This window comes from Bacillus thermozeamaize, assembly GCA_002159075.1.
In the GTDB taxonomy this organism is placed as follows: domain Bacteria; phylum Bacillota; class Bacilli; order ZCTH02-B2; family ZCTH02-B2; genus Bacillus_BB; species Bacillus_BB thermozeamaize.
On sequence record LZRT01000055.1, the window covers coordinates 1 to 19,188 of the forward strand.

The following is a 19,188-nucleotide window of genomic DNA, read 5'->3' on the forward strand; positions in this document are numbered from 1 at the left end:
TACCTGCCCAATATACTGGAGCTAGCCCTTGGCGGCTTAGGACTTCGTCTTGTTTCGCAGACTCATCCGGCTAACCCAGCCTCAGATTGGGTTCGTGTACCTCAGGTCAAGCGTTTGCCTTAAGCTTTCTCCAGATTCCACCTCGCGGTGGACACCCTTGCTCTCGGCTAACGGTAGGCGCTCGCCAGCCCCCGTTCGGGACTTTCACCCTATAGCCAACACCCATGCCGGGCGCACAAAAAAAGCCGCCGCTCCGAACGGAGCGGCAGCTGTTTGCGTGTGCTTTTTCGCTTTTTCCCGTTGCATCCGCTTGGAAGGTTTACCCCAGTTCTTTGCCGACAATCGAAACAAAGGCGACACATTCCCAGGGACGCCCGCCCAGGTTGTGCGTCAGGCCAAGGCGCGGATTGTCGATTTGCCGGGGACCGGCCTTCCCTTGCAGCTGCTTGTACATTTCATACAACATCCGCAGGCCGCTGGCGCCAATCGGATGGCCGAACGACTTGAGCCCTCCATCCGGGTTCACCGGCAACTCGCCATCCAAATCGAAGACGCCATTCAACACGTCTTTCCATCCCTGACCCCGTTCGCTAAAGCCAAGGTCCTCATAGATCACCAGCTCCGTCGGCGTGAAACAGTCGTGCACCTCCGCCATGCTGATCTCTTTGCGGGGATTGGTAATGCCAGCCTCCTTGTAGGCCGCCGTGGCCGCCATCACATTCTCCTTGATGCTGGTGAAATCGAAATCCTGCTTGATCGCGCCGTAACTGGTACCTGCCGCAACGGAAAGGGCCTTCACATAAATCGGATCTTTGCGGTATTTGCGGGCATTTTCGGAACGCACGATGATCGCCGCGGCTGCGCCGTCCGACACCCCGGAACAGTCGAAAATGCCCAAAGGCGCCGCCACCATGGGCGCATTCATGATCTGCTCCATGGAAACCTCTTTCTGGAATTGCGCTTTCGGATTCAGCGCGCCGTTCTTGTGGTTTTTCCAGGCAATGCGCGAGATGACCTCTTTCCCCAGTTTCGGATCCAGGCCGTACCGGTTGAAGTAAGCGGTCGCCAGGAAAGAGAAGGAGGCCGGAGCGGTAATGTTCGGCCTGGTTCCGTCGGGGTCCGGATCAGTGTTTGGAAGGCCGCTGATTCCGGAATCCTTCAGTTTTTCCACGCCAACGGCCAGAACCATGTCGTACACCCCGGAGGCCACCGCGTAACAAGCATTGCGAAAAGCTTCCGAACCGGAAGCGCATTTGTTCTCCACCCGCGTGATCGGAATAAACGGCGTCTTCAAGGTTTTGGATACCATCAGCCCCGAACTGGCGGAAAGAAGCGTGCCGAACCAGGCCGCCTCGATTTGCTTCGGTTCAATCCCCGCATCCTCATAAGCCTCCAGTACAGCTTCCAGGATCAGGTCCTCCGGTCCTTTGTCCCAATGCTCACCGAACTTCGTACAACCCATGCCGATGACCGCGACGCGATCGGCGATCCCTTTTGCCATCGGTTACCCCTCCCCTATCGTTTGGGCCGCACTTTCCAAGTGTAGTTATGAATGTTGCCCGCCTCATACAGGTGGCGGAACGTCATCTCCACTTCCATCCCGACATGCAGCCCGTCCAGTTGATAATCCACCAGCTCCGCAATCATCCGTCCGCCGCCCTCAAAATCGACCACCACAAACGTGGTGGGGGGATCGGGTGAGACGGTCAGATAATCGGACGTATAGGTGACAATCCTGGCTTTTTTGCCGACAAACCGGTACGGTTCCATCTGATCCACGGCCCCGCACTCGATACAGACGCGCTGGCGGGGATACTGCGGCGTGCCGCAAGCGGTACAGCGTGTGCCGTAGCCGCCCAGAATCTGCGGTTGATTCCGCAACATCGCGGGAGCGGACGGCCGCGGAATCTCAGGCCGTCTTCCCGGCTCCAGGGGAAGCATGTTTTTCCACTTCAGGTAAGTGGTATAAAGAATGTTATTTCGCTTGGAGGCCAGATGCCCGGCATATCCCCGTTGCGGTTTGCGCCAGCGAACCCCATCCGTCACCCGGAACAGCACGCAATCGCTGCCAGCCCCATAGGTGACAAACAGGATTCGCTCTCCAGGCTCCGCTTTCTCCAGCGCTTCCACCAGCATCAGCGGCGCCTGGGCCGTACCGCAGTTGCCAATCGCCTGCTCGTGGCCCGTCACCAGTTGCTCCGCAGAAAACCCGAGTGAACCGGCCAGCGATTTCTGGTAACGCTCCTGCGGTCCTGCCAGCACCAGCCAGCGGATGTCCTGAGGCGTCAAACCCGTTTTGGCAAAAAGGCCCTGCACCGCCTCCCTGACCATCGGCTGATATCCCGATTGAATGCCGAATCGCTCTTCCCAAGCGCGCAAAAACGGATCCGTCGCCGAACGCCACTGATCGGTAATCTCCTGCGTGACGCTGTGAAATGCCTCCACTGCAGCCAGCACGTCCTCGGCGCCAAACAGGAAAGCCGCCGCGCCATCACCCAGCAGCTTCTCAAACGCCCCCTGGGCGGCTCCCACACGGCAATCGGCGGTTGTCACCAGCGCCGTTTTCGCCCCAGCCCGCACGGCATCAAACGCCGACAGCATCGCTGTGGAAGCGGCGCGCAAGGAATCGGTGACATCAGCCGAGCGAATGCCCCGCTTCAGGTCAAGCGCCGCCGCAATCACTGCGGAAGAGGGTTTTTCCTTGTAAGGAGGTGTCGTGCTGGCAAAATAAAGGATATCCACATGCGGCAGGTCTTGTTCGGTCAGCGCGTCCATCGCCGCCTCGACAGCCATGGACAGGCTGTCTTCATCATGGCAAGCGACCGCTTTTTCACCGCTCCCACCTTTTTCACCGTATGCTTCTGCAATCCGTCTCTTTTCCAGTCGGCTGTACGGTAGATAGGCGCCGTACGCCACAATCCCAACCATCCTCATCCCTCCCGTATGATCCTTCTCCTGATACTTCTCAAAAAATTCATGGAAGTCAAACGCCATCCATCCAAGTTGTCAGACTTTCACATCGCCTGTCCAGTACTTCTCGCGCAACACCCGCTTGAGAATCTTGCCGGCCGGGTTGCGCGGAAGCTCTTGGACAAACTCCACACTCTTGGGCTTTTTGTAACTGGCCAGATGTTGCCGGCAATGGTCGATGATCATCTCCTCCGTCAACCCTGGATCCTTGGGAACGACAAACGCTTTCAGCGCCTCGCCCCATTTCTCGTCCGGCACGCCGATGACCACTGCCTCTTTGACGCCGGGATGCCGGTACAGCACGTCCTCAATCTCAGCCGGAAAGATGTTCACGCCCCCGCTAATCACCATATCCTTCTTGCGGTCGACGATGTAATAAAACCCGTTTTCGTCCTGCCGTCCCATATCTCCCACACTGACGTAATCGCCCCAAAAGACTTTTTTGGTCTCTTCCTCATCATGAAGATAACCTTTGAAATAATAGGGATTCTTGATAAAGATCTCGCCCACGTCACCGGTTTGGACCGGATTTCGGTCCTCATCCAGAATCAAAACCTCATTGAAAAGCACCGGTTTTCCGACGGACCGGGTGGTTCGCATCTGATCGACCGGCCGCAGGTTCAGGTTGATCCCCGTTTCCGTGGAACCGTAAAACTCGTTCAGACCGGCATCCGAAAAATATTGGATGATCCCTTCCTTGACACGGGTCGGCAGCGGCGATCCGGCGGAGATGAGCGTTTTCACCGACCTGACATCATAGCGGGCGCGCACGGCATCCGGCAATTGGAGGACCATGTTGTACATCGTCGGGGCCATAAACATGTTGGTGATCCGATATGTTTTGATATTTCTGATAACTTCCTCCGGATCAAATTCTTTCATGATGACAATCGTCCCGCCCAGCAACAGTTGTGCCAGACTGATCGAATGGGGTGCCGAGTGGCAAATTGGACCGGCCACCAGCTGGATGCCATCTTCTCCGACCCCGAACTCCACGCCGTAGACCAGAGCCAACATGCAGCGTGAACGGTGATCAACCATCGCACCCTTGGGTTTGCCCGTCGTCCCGGAAGTATACCCGATGTAGTAGAGATCGCTTTCTCCCACTTCGACCGCCGGATAGTGATCAGGTTGACTCTCCAACAGCGAAGGCAACGTGTACCATCCCGCATCTGCCCCTCCGTCCAGCGAACCCTCTTCTCCAAACAGCACCGCCTCCCGAATCGGCACCTCCTTTCGGAGCATGTGCACCGTATCCAGATAATCGCTTGTGAAAAAGATGCCCCGTGGCTTGCAGTGGCGAACGATGCTGAGGAACTCCGCTGGCGTCAGACGGTAGTTTAAAGGTGTGAAAGATACCCCGATTTTGGCCGAGCCCAGCATGATGACCGGGTGTTCCAAATGGTTCTTGGACAGGATGACGACACGCTCCCCCTTTTGGTAACCCAAGCGGAGAAGCGCTTGCGCCAGACGGTTGGAACGGCTGTTTAGCTCCGCATGGGTGTACAGGTTGCCTTGGTAAATCACGGCGGGCTTGTTCCGCATCTTGTTCGCCTGCATGGCGTACAATTGCCCGACATTCATACCATCCTCTCCTCGCCCAAACATTAACGAAGCAGAAAATGCAAAACGATCGCAAAAACAAGCATCGTCCCATAACCCATCAAACAAAAGCGCCAGTTCCACCCGACACTTGCCTGATAGTTGGAATATGCCGTTCCGCGAATCACCACCAACGTCGCGGCGGAAAATGGCGAAATGGACAAAGCGATTGACCAGCTGGCCAGAATGACAAAGGTAATCGTCAGCAAATGCAGCGGCAATGCGGCGTGAGGAAGCACCGCGGCATAAATGAGCGGCAACACGAGGGGGTGAATCCCCATGATCGGAAAGAGAATAATCGTCAGGCCGATCCATGCGATCAAACCCACCGGGTGATTCCCCGTCAATCCTTCCAGGATTTGCGGCAACACCTCGCCATAGCCGCTGGCCACAACGGCCCCGCCGAAAAATCCGGCATTCATAAATAGAAAGATTTCATTTTTAATTCTCGGCAGGACGCGGCGAAAATAAAGTCGCCAACCGGGGAGCAACCGGTGCCATTTCTTCAGGTATATGGTCCAAAGCACGGGAAAAAAGATGGAGACCAGCGAAACACTCAGCGTCATTTCCAGATGAAACCATTCATGGATGCCGATCGTAATGGCAATCAGCAGGATCAGGATGATCACCAGTTCCACGATCTTGGCATCCCATTTCCGCAAATGACCGTCAGCCGTTGGCGCCAGTTCCTGCGTCACCCGCTGTCCGTTCGAAGCGGTTGACGGTTCCCTGAAAAGCTCACCTTCCCCTTGGACAATCCGTCTGTACTCCATCAGGCAACTGACCGCAAAAACCGTCAGCGCAAATCCCAGGGTAATCGGAGCGATCGTCGGCCAAGATACGTTCAACAACGACAGGACGAGAATCACCGTCCCGAAATAGGGAGTCCAGCTCAGGGACAATCCGTAGGTTCGGGAGAGGGACATGTATAACGCCTGTTCAGCCGAAGGCGTCAAGGAACGGGGAGTCACATCCTTGATCATGGTTATCGCCGCCAGGTTGAGAACCGGACTGAACATCAGGGAGAGTCCCCCGGAAAGGAGATACAAACGAAAACGATTGGTCACGTGCCTGTGGTACAACCGGGACAGGTGCCGGGTATAGTGGCCGTATTTGAGCGGCATCCCGAGCAACGGAACCAGGACAAACAGCATGAGCAAATTCATATTCTGACTGTACGCCCGAATCCACTGTTCCAAGGGAGCCCCCGACAAGAAGAGCAGAACAGCTCCCAAAAAAAACAGCATCAATCCCGTCGCGCGCGGCGGTCTGTCCAGCCATGGGATACAAAATCCCATCAGAACGGCAACAAACAGAGTAAGCAACCATCTGAGCTGCTCGTGGGCAAAAAAAAGGTTTGACAAAAGAAATGTGATGGCCACTGCGAGCAAGCACCAGTCAAGTACCTTGGGCAATACCGTTGTTCGTTTCATGTTTTTTCGCTTCTTTCCAGGATACGAAACTGTTTATATTCTAAAACAACTTTTCTTACAAGTCAATCATCCATATCTTTTAAATTCTCAATGCAATAAAAAGAAAAATGTGTTATGATATTTCAGGGCTTATTTCCCGGGAATTATTCGTATCAGGATATCAGCATGCAATCATGAAAGAAGGGTCGAGAATGGAACAGAAGGAAATCAAATGGCACACGGGTTGGCTCATCGTTGTTGTCTCGGCGATGATAACCTGTATTTCTGTCGGCATCCGTTTTTCAACGGGTCCCTTTTTTAAGCCCATCATGGCTGATTTGGACTTCTCGCGCGAGGAACTTTCCCTGATCATCGCGATCAGCCTGTTGGTCTACGGATTTGGCATGTCATTGGCCGGTGCGCTGGCGGATCGTTTCGGGACGCGAAGTGTCTTGGTATCCGGCGCGATTCTCGTCTCGGGGTCCATGCTCTGGACCGCCTTTACGCACTCGGCATTTCACTTTTTTGTGTCTTTTGGCATCCTCATGTCGCTGGGACTGGCCTTTACAAGCCAGGTCACGTTGACGCCTGTGGTCTCCAAATGGTTTACGCGTCACCGGGGTCTTGCCCTGACCATCCTGATTTCCGGCGCGATGGCCGGCATTGGCATCATGACGCCCGTCTCCACCTGGCTCATCCAGATCATGGGCTGGCGAGCTAGTTTCATCCTGCTTGCCATGGTGCTCCTTTTGCTGATCATCCCGGCAGCTTTGTTCATCATCCGGGATGAAGTGCCTGATGCATGGAAGGTTTATGAAGCAGGCGACACGACAAGGAAAACCGCCAATCCGTCCCGTTCATTTTCGATTGAGCGGTGGACAGCGGCCTTGCACACCTCTGCTTTCTGGCAACTGGCCTTTGGCATGTTCGTCTGTGGATTCAGCATGAACCTGCTCGGTTCGCATGGCGTGCCGATGTTGACAGACCACGGCTTCCACGAGATGGAAGCCTCGATGGGGATCGGCTTGATCGGCCTGGTGGCCATCGGCAGTTCCATCATCCTCGGCATGCTCTCCGATCACATATCGCGCAAGAATATCCTGGCCCTGATTTATCTGGTGCGGGGCATCGGGTTTTTCATGCTGGTGTCGGTATCCTCCCCGTTTGGCCTGTACGCCACCGCCATCATCGGCGGCCTGGTATGGGCGGGCAGCACTTCCATGTCATCCGCCATTCTCGGCGATCTCTACGGGATCAAATGGGTTGGCACGCTGTACGGACTGCTCTACCTGTCTCACCAGATCGGCGCTGCCATCGGCTCCTATCTTGGAGGTTGGGGTTATGAGACGACAGGTTCCCATTGGGTCTCCTTCGGTTCTGCAGGCGCGCTGCTGCTTCTCGCCAGCCTGGTCTCCTTCTTGATCCCCAAATCCATTGATTCGCTTCATCCCGCCACTGCCCATGTCAAAAAGGCAAACGCCTGACAGAAAAAATCCTGAAATACACTCCTTAAGATAAACCACCGGTTGGCTTTGAGCCAACCGGTTTTTGTATCCAAATGATTGAACGGGATTATTCGCCTGTAAACTGTGGCGGGCGCTTTTCGCGAAACGCCTGGATCCCTTCCTGATGATCCTTGGTCTGCCGCAATGCCGATTGGCCGTAATTTTCCAGTTCCAGCACTTGGTCGAGATCCAGGGTAACAGCCTGGTGGAGAATCGATTTGCTCAGTTTGTACGCCTGCAGGGGGCCTTTGGCCAATTCCTGCGCCAGTCCCTTGGCCGTTTCCAGACCCTGCCCCTGCGGTGCCAGCCGGTTGACAAACCCGTGCTGCAACCCCTCTTCGGCCGGAATCATGGCCCCTGTCCAAATCCACTCCTTGGCCTTCCAGGGGGAAACCGTCCGCAGCAGAAAATAATGCAATCCCAGGTCAGGGATAAGACCGATGTTTTTGAATGCAAGTCCAAACTTGGTCCCTTCCTCCGCCACGATCAAATCGCAGGCCAGCGCGAGGCTGAATCCCGCCCCTACAGCATACCCATGAACGGCAGCCACAATCGGCTTTTTCATTTGCGCCATCTTCTTCACGATTTGGGTCGCCTCTTCCATCCGAGCCTTGGCTTGCAACACCGTCTGATTGCCGCTCATGGCGCGGATGTCGCCGCCGGCACAGAACGCCCTGCCCTTTCCTGCAATGAGCAACACTTTGGTCTCAGGATCATTTTCCAGCTCGTCCAACGCACGCATCAATCCGTCTTTTATGGATGCACTCAACGCATTCAGGGAATCCGGTTCATTGAGATAAATGATGCCGACACCCTGTTCTTTCTCAATCAGAACACTTTCTCCCATGTCGCACCTCCGGAAATGGAAAACTTTCGCTTGTCACGCCCCAAACGTCTGGGTTCCACGCTATACGAGCGGTTCATACGGAAACACATCAGCAGAAACTTCAAGCGGTGTAAAGCTGTTCTTAAACGCTGGCTTCACGGTCCGGGCAATGCTTTCAACCGTCCATCCTTCTGCGCTGTACGCGGAGCGAATCGGCCGCGGCTGGGAAAAGAGGATGATTTCCTTGCCCCGCACGCCAAAGATCTGTCCGGTGACATCGGCCGCTTCGTCACTGGCCAGGAAAGCCACGACAGGCGCAATATGTGCCGGTGACATTTGTTGCAGCTTTTCCACCCGGCGTTTCTGTTCTTCGGTCTCCGTCGGAATGGTGCCAATCAGCCGGCTCCAGGCAAACGGCGCAATCGCATTGGCGGTCACATTGTATCGCGCCATATCCAGCGCGGTGATCTTTGTCAGACCGACAATTCCCATCTTGGCCGCGCCATAGTTGGCTTGCCCGATATTCCCGATCAGCCCGGATGTGGAGGTAAAATTGATGAATCGTCCGCTTTTCTGCTGCTTGAAGATGGGCGCCGCTGCCCGTGTCAGGTTAAAGCTGCCTTTTAAGTGAACCGCGATGACGGCGTCCCATTCCTCTTCAGACATGTTGAAAATCATGCGATCACGCAGAATGCCGGCATTGTTGACGACGATGTCCAATCGGCCAAAGGTATCCAGGGCTTGCTGAACCATTTTTTGTCCGTTTTCAAACTCCGCCACCGAATCGTAATTGGCGACAGCTTCACCGCCAGCTTCCCTGATTTCCTGAACCACTTGGTCAGCCACTTTGACATCGTTGCCGCGGCCATCCGCACCGCCGCCCAGGTCGTTGACGACAACCTTGGCGCCTTCCCTCGCCATCAGCAAGGCGATCTCCCGGCCAATGCCGCGTCCTGCTCCGGTGACTATGGCTACTTTTCCTTCCAGTTTTCCCATATGTTCATCCTCCTGGTGACATGGATTTATGATGAACTCTTTTTGAATCGTCCCTTGTTCAACCATCCGCCGCCATCGATCACAAAACAGGCTCCTGTGACATAAGCGGCATAATCGCTGACAAGATAGGCCGCCAGATTGGCCACTTCCTGCGGTACCGCGAGGCGATGCAATGGAATCCCTTCCAAAACCGCCTTGGCCTGTTCCGGCGTCGGCCACAACTGCTGGACCGCTCCTGTATCCTCCACCGGTCCCGGCGTGATCATGTTGGTCCGGATGCGATAGGGCGCCCACTCAACCGCCAGCGTCCGCGTCAGCGCCAGCACGCCGGCTTTGGCCGCGGCAGAATGGGCCACATAAGGTCCGCCTGTCCAGGCATAGGTGGCCCCGACATTCAGGATGCTTCCACCGTGACCCTGTTTCACCATCTGTTTTGCCGTCGTCTGGGTGCAATACCAGGTTCCGTTCAGTACAATATTGATCACAGCATTCCAGGCGTTCACCGACATCTCCAGGGAATCGACGATAAAGTTCCCGGCCGCGTTGTTGACCAGGATATCCACCTTACCCAGTTCGTTGACGGTCGTCGTCACCATGTTCTCCACCTGTTCGGGCACGCGGACGTCGGTTTGCACCGTAATCACCCTGGTTCCAAACGCTGCGATCTCATGCGCCGCCTTCTCGAGATTTTCTTTCTTCCGGCTGGCAATCACGATATCGGCACCCAGGCGGGCGAACTCCTTGGCCATCGCCTTGCCCAACCCGGTCGCGCCGCCTGTGATAATGGCCACTTTGCCTTCCAAAGCCCCTTCCGGCAGCATCGGCTGCCTGTATCTTTCTTCTGTCGTCATCCTCTTTTCCTCCCTTCTTTCCAAATCCACTCCTGAAAGAATCATGAAATTTTACCGACACAGAAACATTATACCATTTCCGAGACTTATTTGAACTGAAAGTTTTTAAGGCAGTTCCAGCCCTTCTTCCTGGAGCAACTTTTTGAAATCATTCATCATTTCTTCTCCTTCGTACCCTTTCTTGTTGGCATCCTCTACCCATCTATCCCACTGTGCCTTGGCGTGTCGCTTGAATTCCTTTAATTCTTCCGGCGTCAGCGTGATCACTTCTCCCTTGCCCTCGACCAGCTTTTCCAGTTCCCGATACGACTGTTCCCGCTCTTTTACATAGCTTTCATTATAGAGATCAACCAGCTTTTTGTTGAAGTCCTCGTCAAACATCCGTTTCAAATCATCAGGCAATTTGTCATAGAAGCCCTTGTTCATCACTGCGATCAGCGGCGTCACCGACACACCGATTTTGGTAATGTACGGGGCCACCTCGTAAAACTTGTTTCCCACCCCTCCGATAGGTGAATAGAAGGTCATGTCCAGCGTCTTTTTTTGCAAAGCTTCATAGGTTTCAGTCACGGATACAGACACTGGCGTGGCGCCTAACGATTTAATCAATTCGCTCTCCGACTTGCCCTGTGTGCGAAACTTTGCTTTTTTCACATCTTCCGCTTTGCGTATCGGCTTGGTGCTGAACAAATCATATGGATCACTGAAGACGAGGCCCATCAGCACCACATCGTTGAACGCATCTTTGGCATATTTTTCGCCCATCTTGCTGACGACCTTCACCGCAGAGATGGAATCAGGGAATGCAAACGGCAGATTCCCGATGGTATAGGGGAACAAGTCGGAATCGTAATAATAGCTCACGGGCACCAAGCCAACGTCATACACACCGCCTTTCACATCCTCCCAGACCGACTTGGCGGCACCGAGCGTTGCGCCATGATACAGATTCACCTTGATCCGGCCATTGGTTTTTTCCTCGACGTGCTTCTTCCACGGTTCCAGGACATTATACACATAATGGTGGGTAGAGGGCGCCCAGTTCCCCACGTTCAATTCGAACACTTCAGATGAATGGCCCGCCACCCGATCCTGACCCTCGTCATTGGCTCCAGTGGAAGACGGCTTCGCTCCCCCACAACCGGCCAATACGAGAGCAAACACGATCAACAAAATCGCCTCAAATGCCAAAAAACGTTTGCTTTTCATTTTCACCCAACCCTCCTGAAGGAACAGTGCATAATGGATAAAAATTTGTGCATGATCAACCTCCTTTCAAGGATGTAAGCGCTTCAAATCACATACAAAAAAATTGTTAAATCATTTAAGATATATTTTCTTTTATCTCATAAATTATACAATATAGAAACATTGTTTTCAATAAAAAATTATGATGATCTTTTTTTGACATGTATCGATTTCCCTGGAACAGGGTGCATATGGATTTGGATCGCATCGTCATCTTCTTTCCCTGGAAGCGACATGGGCGGTCTCAAACTGGCCATTTTCCACCACCAGCGCGTTCAGCTGTCCGCCAAACGCACATCCGCCGTCGATGCCGATCACCCTGTTCGGCCCGAAATAAACGTCATCCGTTCCATGGATCCTGCGGGTTCTCGTATGCCCGAAAACCACGATTTGCTCACCTTCGTACCCATAAATAAACTCGTCACGAATGTGCAAGAGTTGTTCCCGCCGTGTCTTCTCCAGCCCCTTCTTCGGTTCAATCCCGGCATGGACGAAGAGAATCCCTTCCCGCTGCGCCGTCAGCGGACGTTCGGCAAGAAACTGAATTTCCGCCTCAAACGCTTCCCGGATGGAGCGCCGGATTTCCTCCTCCCGTTCCCTGTCACGCAGCAACTCCTCATATTCCACCGGCTGATGGCCCAATTCCCGCAGGAAACTGTTGATCGTCTTCATGCCCCCCACTCTTCCGTAGTAGAAAAGCTCCTCAACCCCCTGCAGCCATTGTAGAAACAGCTCATCGTGATTTCCCAAAAGCGCAACCGCCCCTTCCTGCACCCAAGTCATGACCGTACGGACCGCGCCCGCACTGTCCGGGCCGCTGTCCACATAATCGCCAAGCAAAATCAGTTCCCGCGGATGTGCAGAAACCTTTTCCAACAGCTCAGAAAGTTCCTCTGTGCAGCCGTGAACATCCGAAATGGCCACGATCCTCTGCGGCAAGTCCCCCATGTGGTCACTCCTTCCGTTTCGTTTTTTATCCGGCAGGATTCTTTTTTTATAAGCAAGAAAAGAGAGCTTTTTCAGCTCTCTTTTCCTCTCGCTGTCCGGCACGATCGGTTTCCTTTTCCGGCATTACAACAAAGTCAGCGCTACAAACTTGGTCTCGAGGAATTCCTCGATCCCTTGACGGCCTCCTTCACGTCCCAAACCGCTCTCCTTTACGCCGCCAAACGGCACCTGGGCGGCGGTAAAGACGCCGTCGTTCACCGAGACCATCCCGAATTCCAGCTGTTCCGACACCCGAATGGCCCGCGACAGACTGTTCGTGAAAAGATAGGCAGCCAGTCCATACGGCAGCGCGTTGGCCTGGCGAATCACCTCCTGCTCGTCGGAAAACGAGACCACCGGCGCGACGGGACCAAAGGTCTCCTCGTGCATGATCTGCATCTCTGGCGTGACATCGGCCAGCAGCGTCGGTTGGAAGAAATACCCCTTTTGCCCTGCCACCTGGGCCGCCTCTCCGCCGCAGTGCACAATGGCCCCTTTGGCCCGCGCATCCTCCACCTGCCGCTTCACTTTTTCAAACGCTTGCCGGTCGATCAACGGGCCAATCTGCACCCCATCCTGCATGCCGTTTCCAATGACCAGCCGCTCCATCTGACTTTTCAATTTTTGAATAAAAGGCTCCTTCACCGACTCATGAACATAAATGCGGTTGGCGCAGACACAAGTCTGTCCCGTGTTGCGGAACTTGGAAGCCATCACGCCCCGGACGGCCTGATCCAGATCAGCATCTTCAAAAATGAGGAACGGCGCATGTCCGCCCAATTCCAGCGACACCTTTTTCACCGTGTCGGCAGCCCCGCGCATCAAGAGCTTGCCCACTTCCGTCGAGCCGGTAAAGGTGATTTTTCGCACCCGGTCATCCCGCAGCAGCGTCTGTCCGATCGGCTCCGGCTGGCCGGTCACCAGGTTGGCCACTCCTTTCGGGAAGCCGGCCTCTTCCAAGAGCTCAAAGAGACGGATCGCCGTGATTGGTGTCTGTTCGGCCGGCTTGATGACCACCGTGCATCCCGCGGCCAGCGCCGGCGCAATCTTGCGCGTGACCATGCCGGCAGGGAAATTCCACGGCGTGATGGCGCCGACCACACCGACCGGCTGTTTGAATACGAGAAAACGCTTGTTGGGAGCCGAAGCAGGAATCGTCTCCCCGTACACGCGCCGCGCCTCCTCCGCATACCAGCGGACGTAATCGGCCGCCAGCACAGCCACCTCTCCCTTCGCTTCGGCCAGTGGCTTGCCCATTTCTTCGGTGATCAGCCGCGCCAGTTCCTCCGCATGCTCCTGAATCAGTTCATACCATCGCCACAGGAGATTGGCCCGCTCCAGAGCGGTGGCAGAGGCCCATTCAGGAAAAGCACGGTAGGCTGCCTCAATCGCCCGCCGCGTCTCCGCTTCACCGGCATCGGGAACCCGGCCGATCAGCTCCTGGGTGGCCGGGTTGACCACATCCATCCACTTTCCGCTGTCGGCTTCGACCCATTGGCCGTCAATGTAGTTGCGGAATTCTTTCGTCATGATGCCCCTCCTTTCACCTTTTATATTAAAATATTTATTCTATTCACGCCAGATATGGCTTTACCGTCCGGTCCACGACCACATCCAGCAGATAGGGCTTGCGCTCGGAAAAGGCATGCTGGAGAGCCTTTTTCAGCTCCTCCCTCGTCTCGATACGCTGCGCTTCGACACCAAATCCCCGCGCAACGCTGACCAGGTCGATTTCCGGCTGGTCGAGATCCATTCCGGGAAAAGCCCCCTGTTTTGCCGACACGCCATTCAGTGTCAGCATCCCGCCTTTTAAGATCATGTAGCTGGTATTGTTGATGATCAGATACAGCACGGGCAGGTTGTAGCGGGCCGCATTCCACAATGACTGGATGTAATAATAGGACGACCCGTCGCCGATAATCGCCACCACCCGTTCACTGGGCCTCCCCAACTGGGCGCCAAGAGCGGCCGGCATGCCGTAGCCCAGACCGCCACCCTTCAGCCCGATAAAAGCTCCCGGACGGCGCAGCTCCAGATAGCGGTGGACGTACCTGCCCGCCGTCACGGATTCGTCCACGACAAACACATCATCCGTAAGGTAATGGTTCAGCTCCGCCATCACCACAGCCGGTGATAGCGGCATCTGCTCTTGGACGGCTGCCAGTTCGCGCGCCTTCGCCTCTTCCCGCTCCCGCTGTTGCTGCTGCAGCTGCTCCCGTCTCTTTTGACAACGCCCTTCATCCGCCGGGGTCAGCTCCGCCTGCAACATTTCCACCCAGGCCGCCAGCACTTCCCGGGGATGACCGAGGATGGCCACGTCGGCCGGCATATTCTTGCCGATCTCCCAGGGACTCAAGTCAACGCTGATCACCTTGGTTCCAGGCTGTACCAAGGGCTTGTCAAAATATAGGAGCGGCGCCTGGCTGATGACGCCGAGAAAGAGGACAACGTCTGCCTCCTTCAGCGCCTCATGAATGGCCGGCCCATTGGGCAGGAAGCGCCCTGCAAAATGGGGGTGGTTGTATGGGAAGTTGAGTCCCGCACTCTGATGTTCCTGATAAACCGGAGCGCCGATCAACTCCGACAGCCGGATCAGTTCCGGGATCGCCCCCGTCCGCCCTACCCGGTCACCGGCAACAATGACAGGCCGCTCCGCGGCGCGGAGCAATGCCACCGCCTGGCGGATCGCCTCCCTGCTGCCGCTGACGCGCTGGTCGATCCGCGTCAGGGGCAGGGGGGACAGCGGTACATCCTGCCACATCACATCGACGGGAAAGGAGAGCAACACCGGACCCATCGGCTCGGTCAGCGCTTCCTTAAAGGCGCGGTGGAGGACAATCGGCAGTTCTTCCGCCCGATGCACCTGATAACTCCACTTCGTGCAACTTTTGGCCAGAGCCACCAGATCGCCCCAAAGGGCCGGCTCCTGCACCCCGAGGCGGATATCATGCTGCCCCGTGGTCACCACCAGAGGAACGCCCGCCCGGTAGGCGTCATAGATGTTACCCAGCCCATGCGCCAAACCCGGCGCCACGTGCAGGTTGACCACCCCGGGCTTGCCGGTCGCCTGCGCGTACCCGGCTGCCATGCCCACCGCAATGTCTTCATGCAATCCGAGAATATACTTGATCTCCGGATAGTTGACCAAACCGTCCATGAGCGGCAATTCCGTCGTTCCCGGGTTTCCGAAGAGGTACTCCACCCCGTACTGGCGAAAGGCCTCCAGAACCAAATCTCTTCCGAGCATCGTTCATCTCCTCGTTTCTTTCACGTTTTTACCGGTAACCCCCGGTACGGAGCAACGCCGTCGGCTGCAGAATGGCCTTCCGATACCGGGACGCCAGCTCGTCCAGGCGCTCAGCAATCTCTTCCGGCGGAACATCCTTGCAGGCTTCGATGGGCCCCACCCGATCCCCGGTTCCGAGAACCATCGCCCGGTCGATGTCCTTGGCATTGGATACCCCTTGCTCGATCAGCTTGGTCGCCTCGTTCAGCTTGACGAATTGGATATCCCGAAATGAGATGACGTCCGTCTTTTTCGACAGATCAATGGCAGGACGGCCATTGGACCAGTCATAAAATCCCTGTCCCGTCTTCTTGCCAAGATGTCCGGCCTTGACCAGTTTTTCCAGTGCCTCGAAAGGACCGTACTCCGGATCGAGGACTTGCCGGCGGTAATCCATGGAGTCATATGTAATATCCAGGCCCACGTAATCCAGCAATTCGAACGGCCCCATCGGCTCTCCCGCATCGCGCACCATCGCGTCAATCTCTTCTGGCGTCGCTTCTCCCGCATCCACGACAGCCCCGAGAAACACCCGGATGGGCGCATTGATCCGGTTGACGATAAACGAGGGAACATCCTTTTCGACGCGAATCGGTTCTTTCCCCAGCTTGCGGCAGACTTCACAGGCCGTCTGCATCGTCTCTTCCGTCGTCTTCTCGCCCCGGATGACCTCCACCAGCTTCATCAGCACGACCGGATTGAAAAAATGGACGCCGACGACGCGTTCCGGACGGCGGGTGACGCTGGCAATGTCACTGATGCTCATGTTGGACGTGTTGGTGCCCAGGATCGCCGTTTCAGGAGCCAGCTGATCCAGCTTCTGAAACACCTCCTGCTTGATCTTCAACACCTCCGGCACCGCCTCAATCACAAACTGCGCCGCGGATACCGCTTCGGAGAGATCCGTGGTCGGATGGAGCAGCTGCCGGCTGCGCTCGTGCGTGTCCGCATCGATCTTGCCCTTTTCCGCCAGTTTGGCGAGGCTGTCATGGATCCGCTTGACCCCTCGATCCAGGTATTCCTGCTTGATATCGTACAGATGCACGCGGTATCCGGCCAAAAGCGCTACCTCGGCAATCCCGTGTCCCATATCGCCCGCTCCGATGACGGCAACCTGTTGGATCTCTGCTGCATTGTACATGATGGTACCTCCTGCCTCTCTTGTTCTCGATTTGTCAAATCCCGTCACGCTTGCTCTGGCTCAGCGCATAAGCGTGCTCCATCAACAATGTAACCCGTTCACCGTAGGTGGCAAAGCGCTCGTCCTGCGTCTGCCCGTTTTTCCAGCGGAAATAGATCTGCTGCACGATCACCGCCAGCTTGAAATAGGCAAAGGTCAAGTAAAAGTGCATGTTTCTGACATCCCTTCCCGACCGTGACGCATACCGCTGGATAAACTCTTCGCGGCTTAAAAATCCGGGCATCGTGGTCACCGATCCCACGCCTTTTTTCAGCGGTTCCGGATCATTCTCCTCGAGCCAATAGCCCAGGGCCACCCCCAAATCAAACAGGGGATCGGCGATGGTCGACATCTCCCAGTCCAGCACCGCCACCGGGCGTTCCAGATCGGGTGAAAAGAGAACATTGTTCAACTTGTAATCATTGTGAATAATCGCGGCATCCTGAGATGGCGGGATGTGATCGGCCAGCCATTGCGTCAGGCGGTCCACCACTGGGATATCATCCGTCTTGGCGCGCTGGTAGCGGCCAATCCAGCCCTCCACCTGGCGCCTGAGAAAGCCTTCCGGGCGACCGAAATCCTCCAGGCCGGCAGCCCGCACGTCCACCGCGTGAAGCTCGGCGAGGGTATCCACCATCTGCTCGGAAATTTGCCGGCAGCGTTCCGCCGTCACCTCGACGCCGGGCGGAAAGGTTTTGTCGATCACCACCCCCCGGCGGCGCTCCATGAGGTAAAAAGGGGCGCCGATCACCGATTCGTCATCACAAAAGAGATACGGCCGGGGCGCCAGGGGAAAGACCGGATGAAGCCGGCGGAGAAACTCCGATTCCCGCTTCATGTCATGCGCCTTCGGCGGCAGGGGGCCAAAAGGAGGACGGCGCAGGACCGCCTCCCAGTCCCCCATGCGAATCAGGTAAGTGAGATTGGAAGCGCCCGTGGGAAACTGTTCCACTTCCAGCGGCTCGTCCGGCACTCCTTCCAGGTGGGCCAGAATATACGTACGAACCGCCTCCTTATCAAACTCCTCACCTGGCCGGACCGGTATGGTACCTCCCATGGTGTGACCTCCTTTTCAGAAATTCCGATCTCCTTTCAGCAGACGGCGCGCCACCGTACGCCGCTGGATTTCAGACGTGCCGTCCGGAATGCGCATCGAACGGGCCCACCGCCAGACCGCCTCCAGCCCCAGCTCATTGGTCAGACCCATTCCCCCGTGGATTTGCATGCATCGATCGGCCACGCGCTGGGCCATTTCCGTCGTAAATGCCTTGACCATGGAGATCTCCTTGATCGGCAATGTTTTCTGCGTCTCCAGCTTCCAGGCGCAATGAAGCGTCATGTACCTGGCTGCGTAAATGTCCATGGCGCAGTCGGCCAGCATCATCTGAATGGCTTGCTGATCCGCGATCGGCCCGCCAAAAGCCTTCCGTTCCAGCGAATAGTCGATCGCCTTATTGAGGACCCATTGCGCAGCACCCACACAGTTGGCTGCCATCACCAGCCTGCCGATGTCCACCCCGTGCAAGGCTTTGCCGAAAGCATCATCCAGATCGCCGATGATATGCGACTCGGGAACCCGCGCATTCTCCAGTGTGATGATCCCGATGCGGCTGCCCAACGAGCCAAGATAGGGAATCACTGAAGTATTCTGACACGTCTTGCCGTCAAAAGGCACCAGAAAACAGGTGATCCCCCCGCGCCTTTGCGCGGCCAATTCGGGATTGGTCACAGCGAAGATCAGCGCGTAATCGGCATAAGGGGAGTTGGTAATCCACTGCTTGGTCCCGTTGATCACCCAGTGGTCTCCATCTTTGACCGCCCGGGTCTTGATATTCCACACATCCGAACCAGCATCCGGCTCGCTCAAGCCGAAGCAGAGCAACGCCTCCCCGCTGGCAATCCGGGGCAGCAGTTGCTCCCGCAACTCTTCCTTCATGCCCAGCAGGACCGGGGTCAACCCGCCTGTAAACAGGCCAGGCGGGAAGATGGACTGGACGAAAAGATCAAGGCCGTATTTCTTCATCAACATCTCATGGATCAAGACCACGGCCACAGGTCCGAAAACATCTCCGGAACCGCCCAGTTCGGGATCGCCAAACATCGTGTAAAAGCCGGCTTCCGCCGATTTCATCCGAATCTGGCGCAAAGCATCCTGGATTTCGGGTACATAAGCCCCCGTTTCGTCATATAGGTAGCGTTCGTTTGCCAGGGCCTTGGCATGCTGCTTGCGGAGCGGTTCGATTTCAACCTCCACAAACCGCTCCAGGCTGGCCATGACCTCCTGAACTTCCTCGGGTACGGTGAAATCGATCATTTGCCTCTCCT

General features: G+C 55.9%; 15 protein-coding genes. 1 reads left to right on the forward strand and 14 read right to left on the reverse strand.

Features of this window, described 5'->3' with window-relative positions; genetic code table 11:
- Nucleotides 1-319: 319 nt before the first annotated feature.
- From BAA01_16395 to BAA01_16410, 4 genes are all read right to left on the reverse strand, one after another.
- Nucleotides 320-1,501: an acetyl-CoA acetyltransferase gene (locus BAA01_16395; protein OUM88885.1), complete on the reverse strand. Its 1,182-nt coding sequence runs from the start codon at nt 1,499-1,501 to the stop codon at nt 320-322.
- 14 nt (nt 1,502-1,515) lie between these two features.
- Entirely contained in the window at nt 1,516-2,928 is a 1,413-nt protein-coding gene (locus BAA01_16400; protein OUM88900.1) for a 3-hydroxy-3-methylglutaryl CoA synthase, read from the reverse strand.
- Between the two features lie 78 nt (nt 2,929-3,006).
- The gene (locus BAA01_16405) at nt 3,007-4,554 is read right to left on the reverse strand and encodes a hypothetical protein (protein OUM88886.1); all 1,548 of its coding nucleotides are present in this window, start codon (nt 4,552-4,554) and stop codon (nt 3,007-3,009) included.
- 23 nt (nt 4,555-4,577) lie between these two features.
- Nucleotides 4,578-6,005, reverse strand: coding sequence for a hypothetical protein (locus BAA01_16410; protein ID OUM88887.1), 1,428 nt, complete (start codon nt 6,003-6,005; stop codon nt 4,578-4,580).
- A 191-nt stretch (nt 6,006-6,196) separates the two neighbouring features.
- Here BAA01_16410 and BAA01_16415 point away from each other — a divergent pair, with 191 nt between their 5' ends.
- Nucleotides 6,197-7,468: an MFS transporter gene (locus BAA01_16415; protein OUM88888.1), complete on the forward strand. Its 1,272-nt coding sequence runs from the start codon at nt 6,197-6,199 to the stop codon at nt 7,466-7,468.
- Nucleotides 7,469-7,556: 88 nt separating this feature from the next.
- On the opposite strand, the gene BAA01_16420 is transcribed toward BAA01_16415, so the two are convergent.
- From BAA01_16420 to BAA01_16465, 10 genes are all read right to left on the reverse strand, one after another.
- Nucleotides 7,557-8,336 (reverse strand): hypothetical protein, encoded by a 780-nt coding sequence (locus tag BAA01_16420; GenBank protein OUM88889.1) that lies wholly within the window; start codon nt 8,334-8,336, stop codon nt 7,557-7,559.
- Nucleotides 8,337-8,396: 60 nt separating this feature from the next.
- The gene (locus BAA01_16425; protein OUM88890.1) at nt 8,397-9,311 is read right to left on the reverse strand and encodes a 3-hydroxyacyl-CoA dehydrogenase; all 915 of its coding nucleotides are present in this window, start codon (nt 9,309-9,311) and stop codon (nt 8,397-8,399) included.
- A 26-nt stretch (nt 9,312-9,337) separates the two neighbouring features.
- Complete coding sequence (locus tag BAA01_16430) at nt 9,338-10,114, reverse strand: 2,4-dienoyl-CoA reductase (protein ID OUM88901.1); 777 nt, start codon at nt 10,112-10,114, stop codon at nt 9,338-9,340.
- Nucleotides 10,115-10,267: 153 nt separating this feature from the next.
- The gene (locus tag BAA01_16435; GenBank protein OUM88891.1) at nt 10,268-11,371 is read right to left on the reverse strand and encodes a hypothetical protein; all 1,104 of its coding nucleotides are present in this window, start codon (nt 11,369-11,371) and stop codon (nt 10,268-10,270) included.
- A gap of 249 nt (nt 11,372-11,620) precedes the next feature.
- Nucleotides 11,621-12,358 (reverse strand): hypothetical protein, encoded by a 738-nt coding sequence (locus BAA01_16440; GenBank protein OUM88902.1) that lies wholly within the window; start codon nt 12,356-12,358, stop codon nt 11,621-11,623.
- Nucleotides 12,359-12,481: 123 nt separating this feature from the next.
- On the reverse strand, nt 12,482-13,927 hold the full coding sequence (gabD, locus tag BAA01_16445) for a succinate-semialdehyde dehydrogenase (NADP(+)) (GenBank protein OUM88892.1): 1,446 nt from the start codon (nt 13,925-13,927) through the stop codon (nt 12,482-12,484).
- 43 nt (nt 13,928-13,970) lie between these two features.
- The gene (locus tag BAA01_16450; GenBank protein ID OUM88893.1) at nt 13,971-15,644 is read right to left on the reverse strand and encodes a hypothetical protein; all 1,674 of its coding nucleotides are present in this window, start codon (nt 15,642-15,644) and stop codon (nt 13,971-13,973) included.
- A 28-nt stretch (nt 15,645-15,672) separates the two neighbouring features.
- On the reverse strand, nt 15,673-16,824 hold the full coding sequence (locus BAA01_16455; protein ID OUM88894.1) for a hypothetical protein: 1,152 nt from the start codon (nt 16,822-16,824) through the stop codon (nt 15,673-15,675).
- 34 nt (nt 16,825-16,858) lie between these two features.
- The gene (locus BAA01_16460; GenBank protein ID OUM88895.1) at nt 16,859-17,920 is read right to left on the reverse strand and encodes an aminoglycoside phosphotransferase; all 1,062 of its coding nucleotides are present in this window, start codon (nt 17,918-17,920) and stop codon (nt 16,859-16,861) included.
- A gap of 15 nt (nt 17,921-17,935) precedes the next feature.
- A complete protein-coding gene (locus BAA01_16465) occupies nt 17,936-19,174 on the reverse strand; it encodes an acyl-CoA dehydrogenase (protein ID OUM88903.1) in 1,239 nt (412 codons plus the stop codon).
- Nucleotides 19,175-19,188: the final 14 nt, after the last annotated feature.

Excerpts from the sequence above, each read along its gene's own strand:
- BAA01_16395 (OUM88885.1), bottom strand. The coding sequence starts at position 1,501 with ATGGCAAAAGGGATCGCCGATCGCGTCGCGGTCATCGGCATGGGTTGT.
- BAA01_16400 (OUM88900.1), bottom strand. The coding sequence starts at position 2,928 with ATGGTTGGGATTGTGGCGTACGGCGCCTATCTACCGTACAGCCGACTG.
- BAA01_16405 (OUM88886.1), bottom strand. The coding sequence starts at position 4,554 with ATGAATGTCGGGCAATTGTACGCCATGCAGGCGAACAAGATGCGGAAC.
- BAA01_16410 (OUM88887.1), bottom strand. The coding sequence starts at position 6,005 with ATGAAACGAACAACGGTATTGCCCAAGGTACTTGACTGGTGCTTGCTC.
- BAA01_16415 (OUM88888.1), top strand. The coding sequence starts at position 6,197 with ATGGAACAGAAGGAAATCAAATGGCACACGGGTTGGCTCATCGTTGTT.
- BAA01_16420 (OUM88889.1), bottom strand. The coding sequence starts at position 8,336 with ATGGGAGAAAGTGTTCTGATTGAGAAAGAACAGGGTGTCGGCATCATT.
- BAA01_16425 (OUM88890.1), bottom strand. The coding sequence starts at position 9,311 with ATGGGAAAACTGGAAGGAAAAGTAGCCATAGTCACCGGAGCAGGACGC.
- BAA01_16435 (OUM88891.1), bottom strand. The coding sequence starts at position 11,371 with ATGAAAAGCAAACGTTTTTTGGCATTTGAGGCGATTTTGTTGATCGTG.
- BAA01_16440 (OUM88902.1), bottom strand. The coding sequence starts at position 12,358 with ATGGGGGACTTGCCGCAGAGGATCGTGGCCATTTCGGATGTTCACGGC.
- gabD (OUM88892.1), bottom strand. The coding sequence starts at position 13,927 with ATGACGAAAGAATTCCGCAACTACATTGACGGCCAATGGGTCGAAGCC.
- BAA01_16450 (OUM88893.1), bottom strand. The coding sequence starts at position 15,644 with ATGCTCGGAAGAGATTTGGTTCTGGAGGCCTTTCGCCAGTACGGGGTG.
- BAA01_16455 (OUM88894.1), bottom strand. The coding sequence starts at position 16,824 with ATGTACAATGCAGCAGAGATCCAACAGGTTGCCGTCATCGGAGCGGGC.
- BAA01_16460 (OUM88895.1), bottom strand. The coding sequence starts at position 17,920 with ATGGGAGGTACCATACCGGTCCGGCCAGGTGAGGAGTTTGATAAGGAG.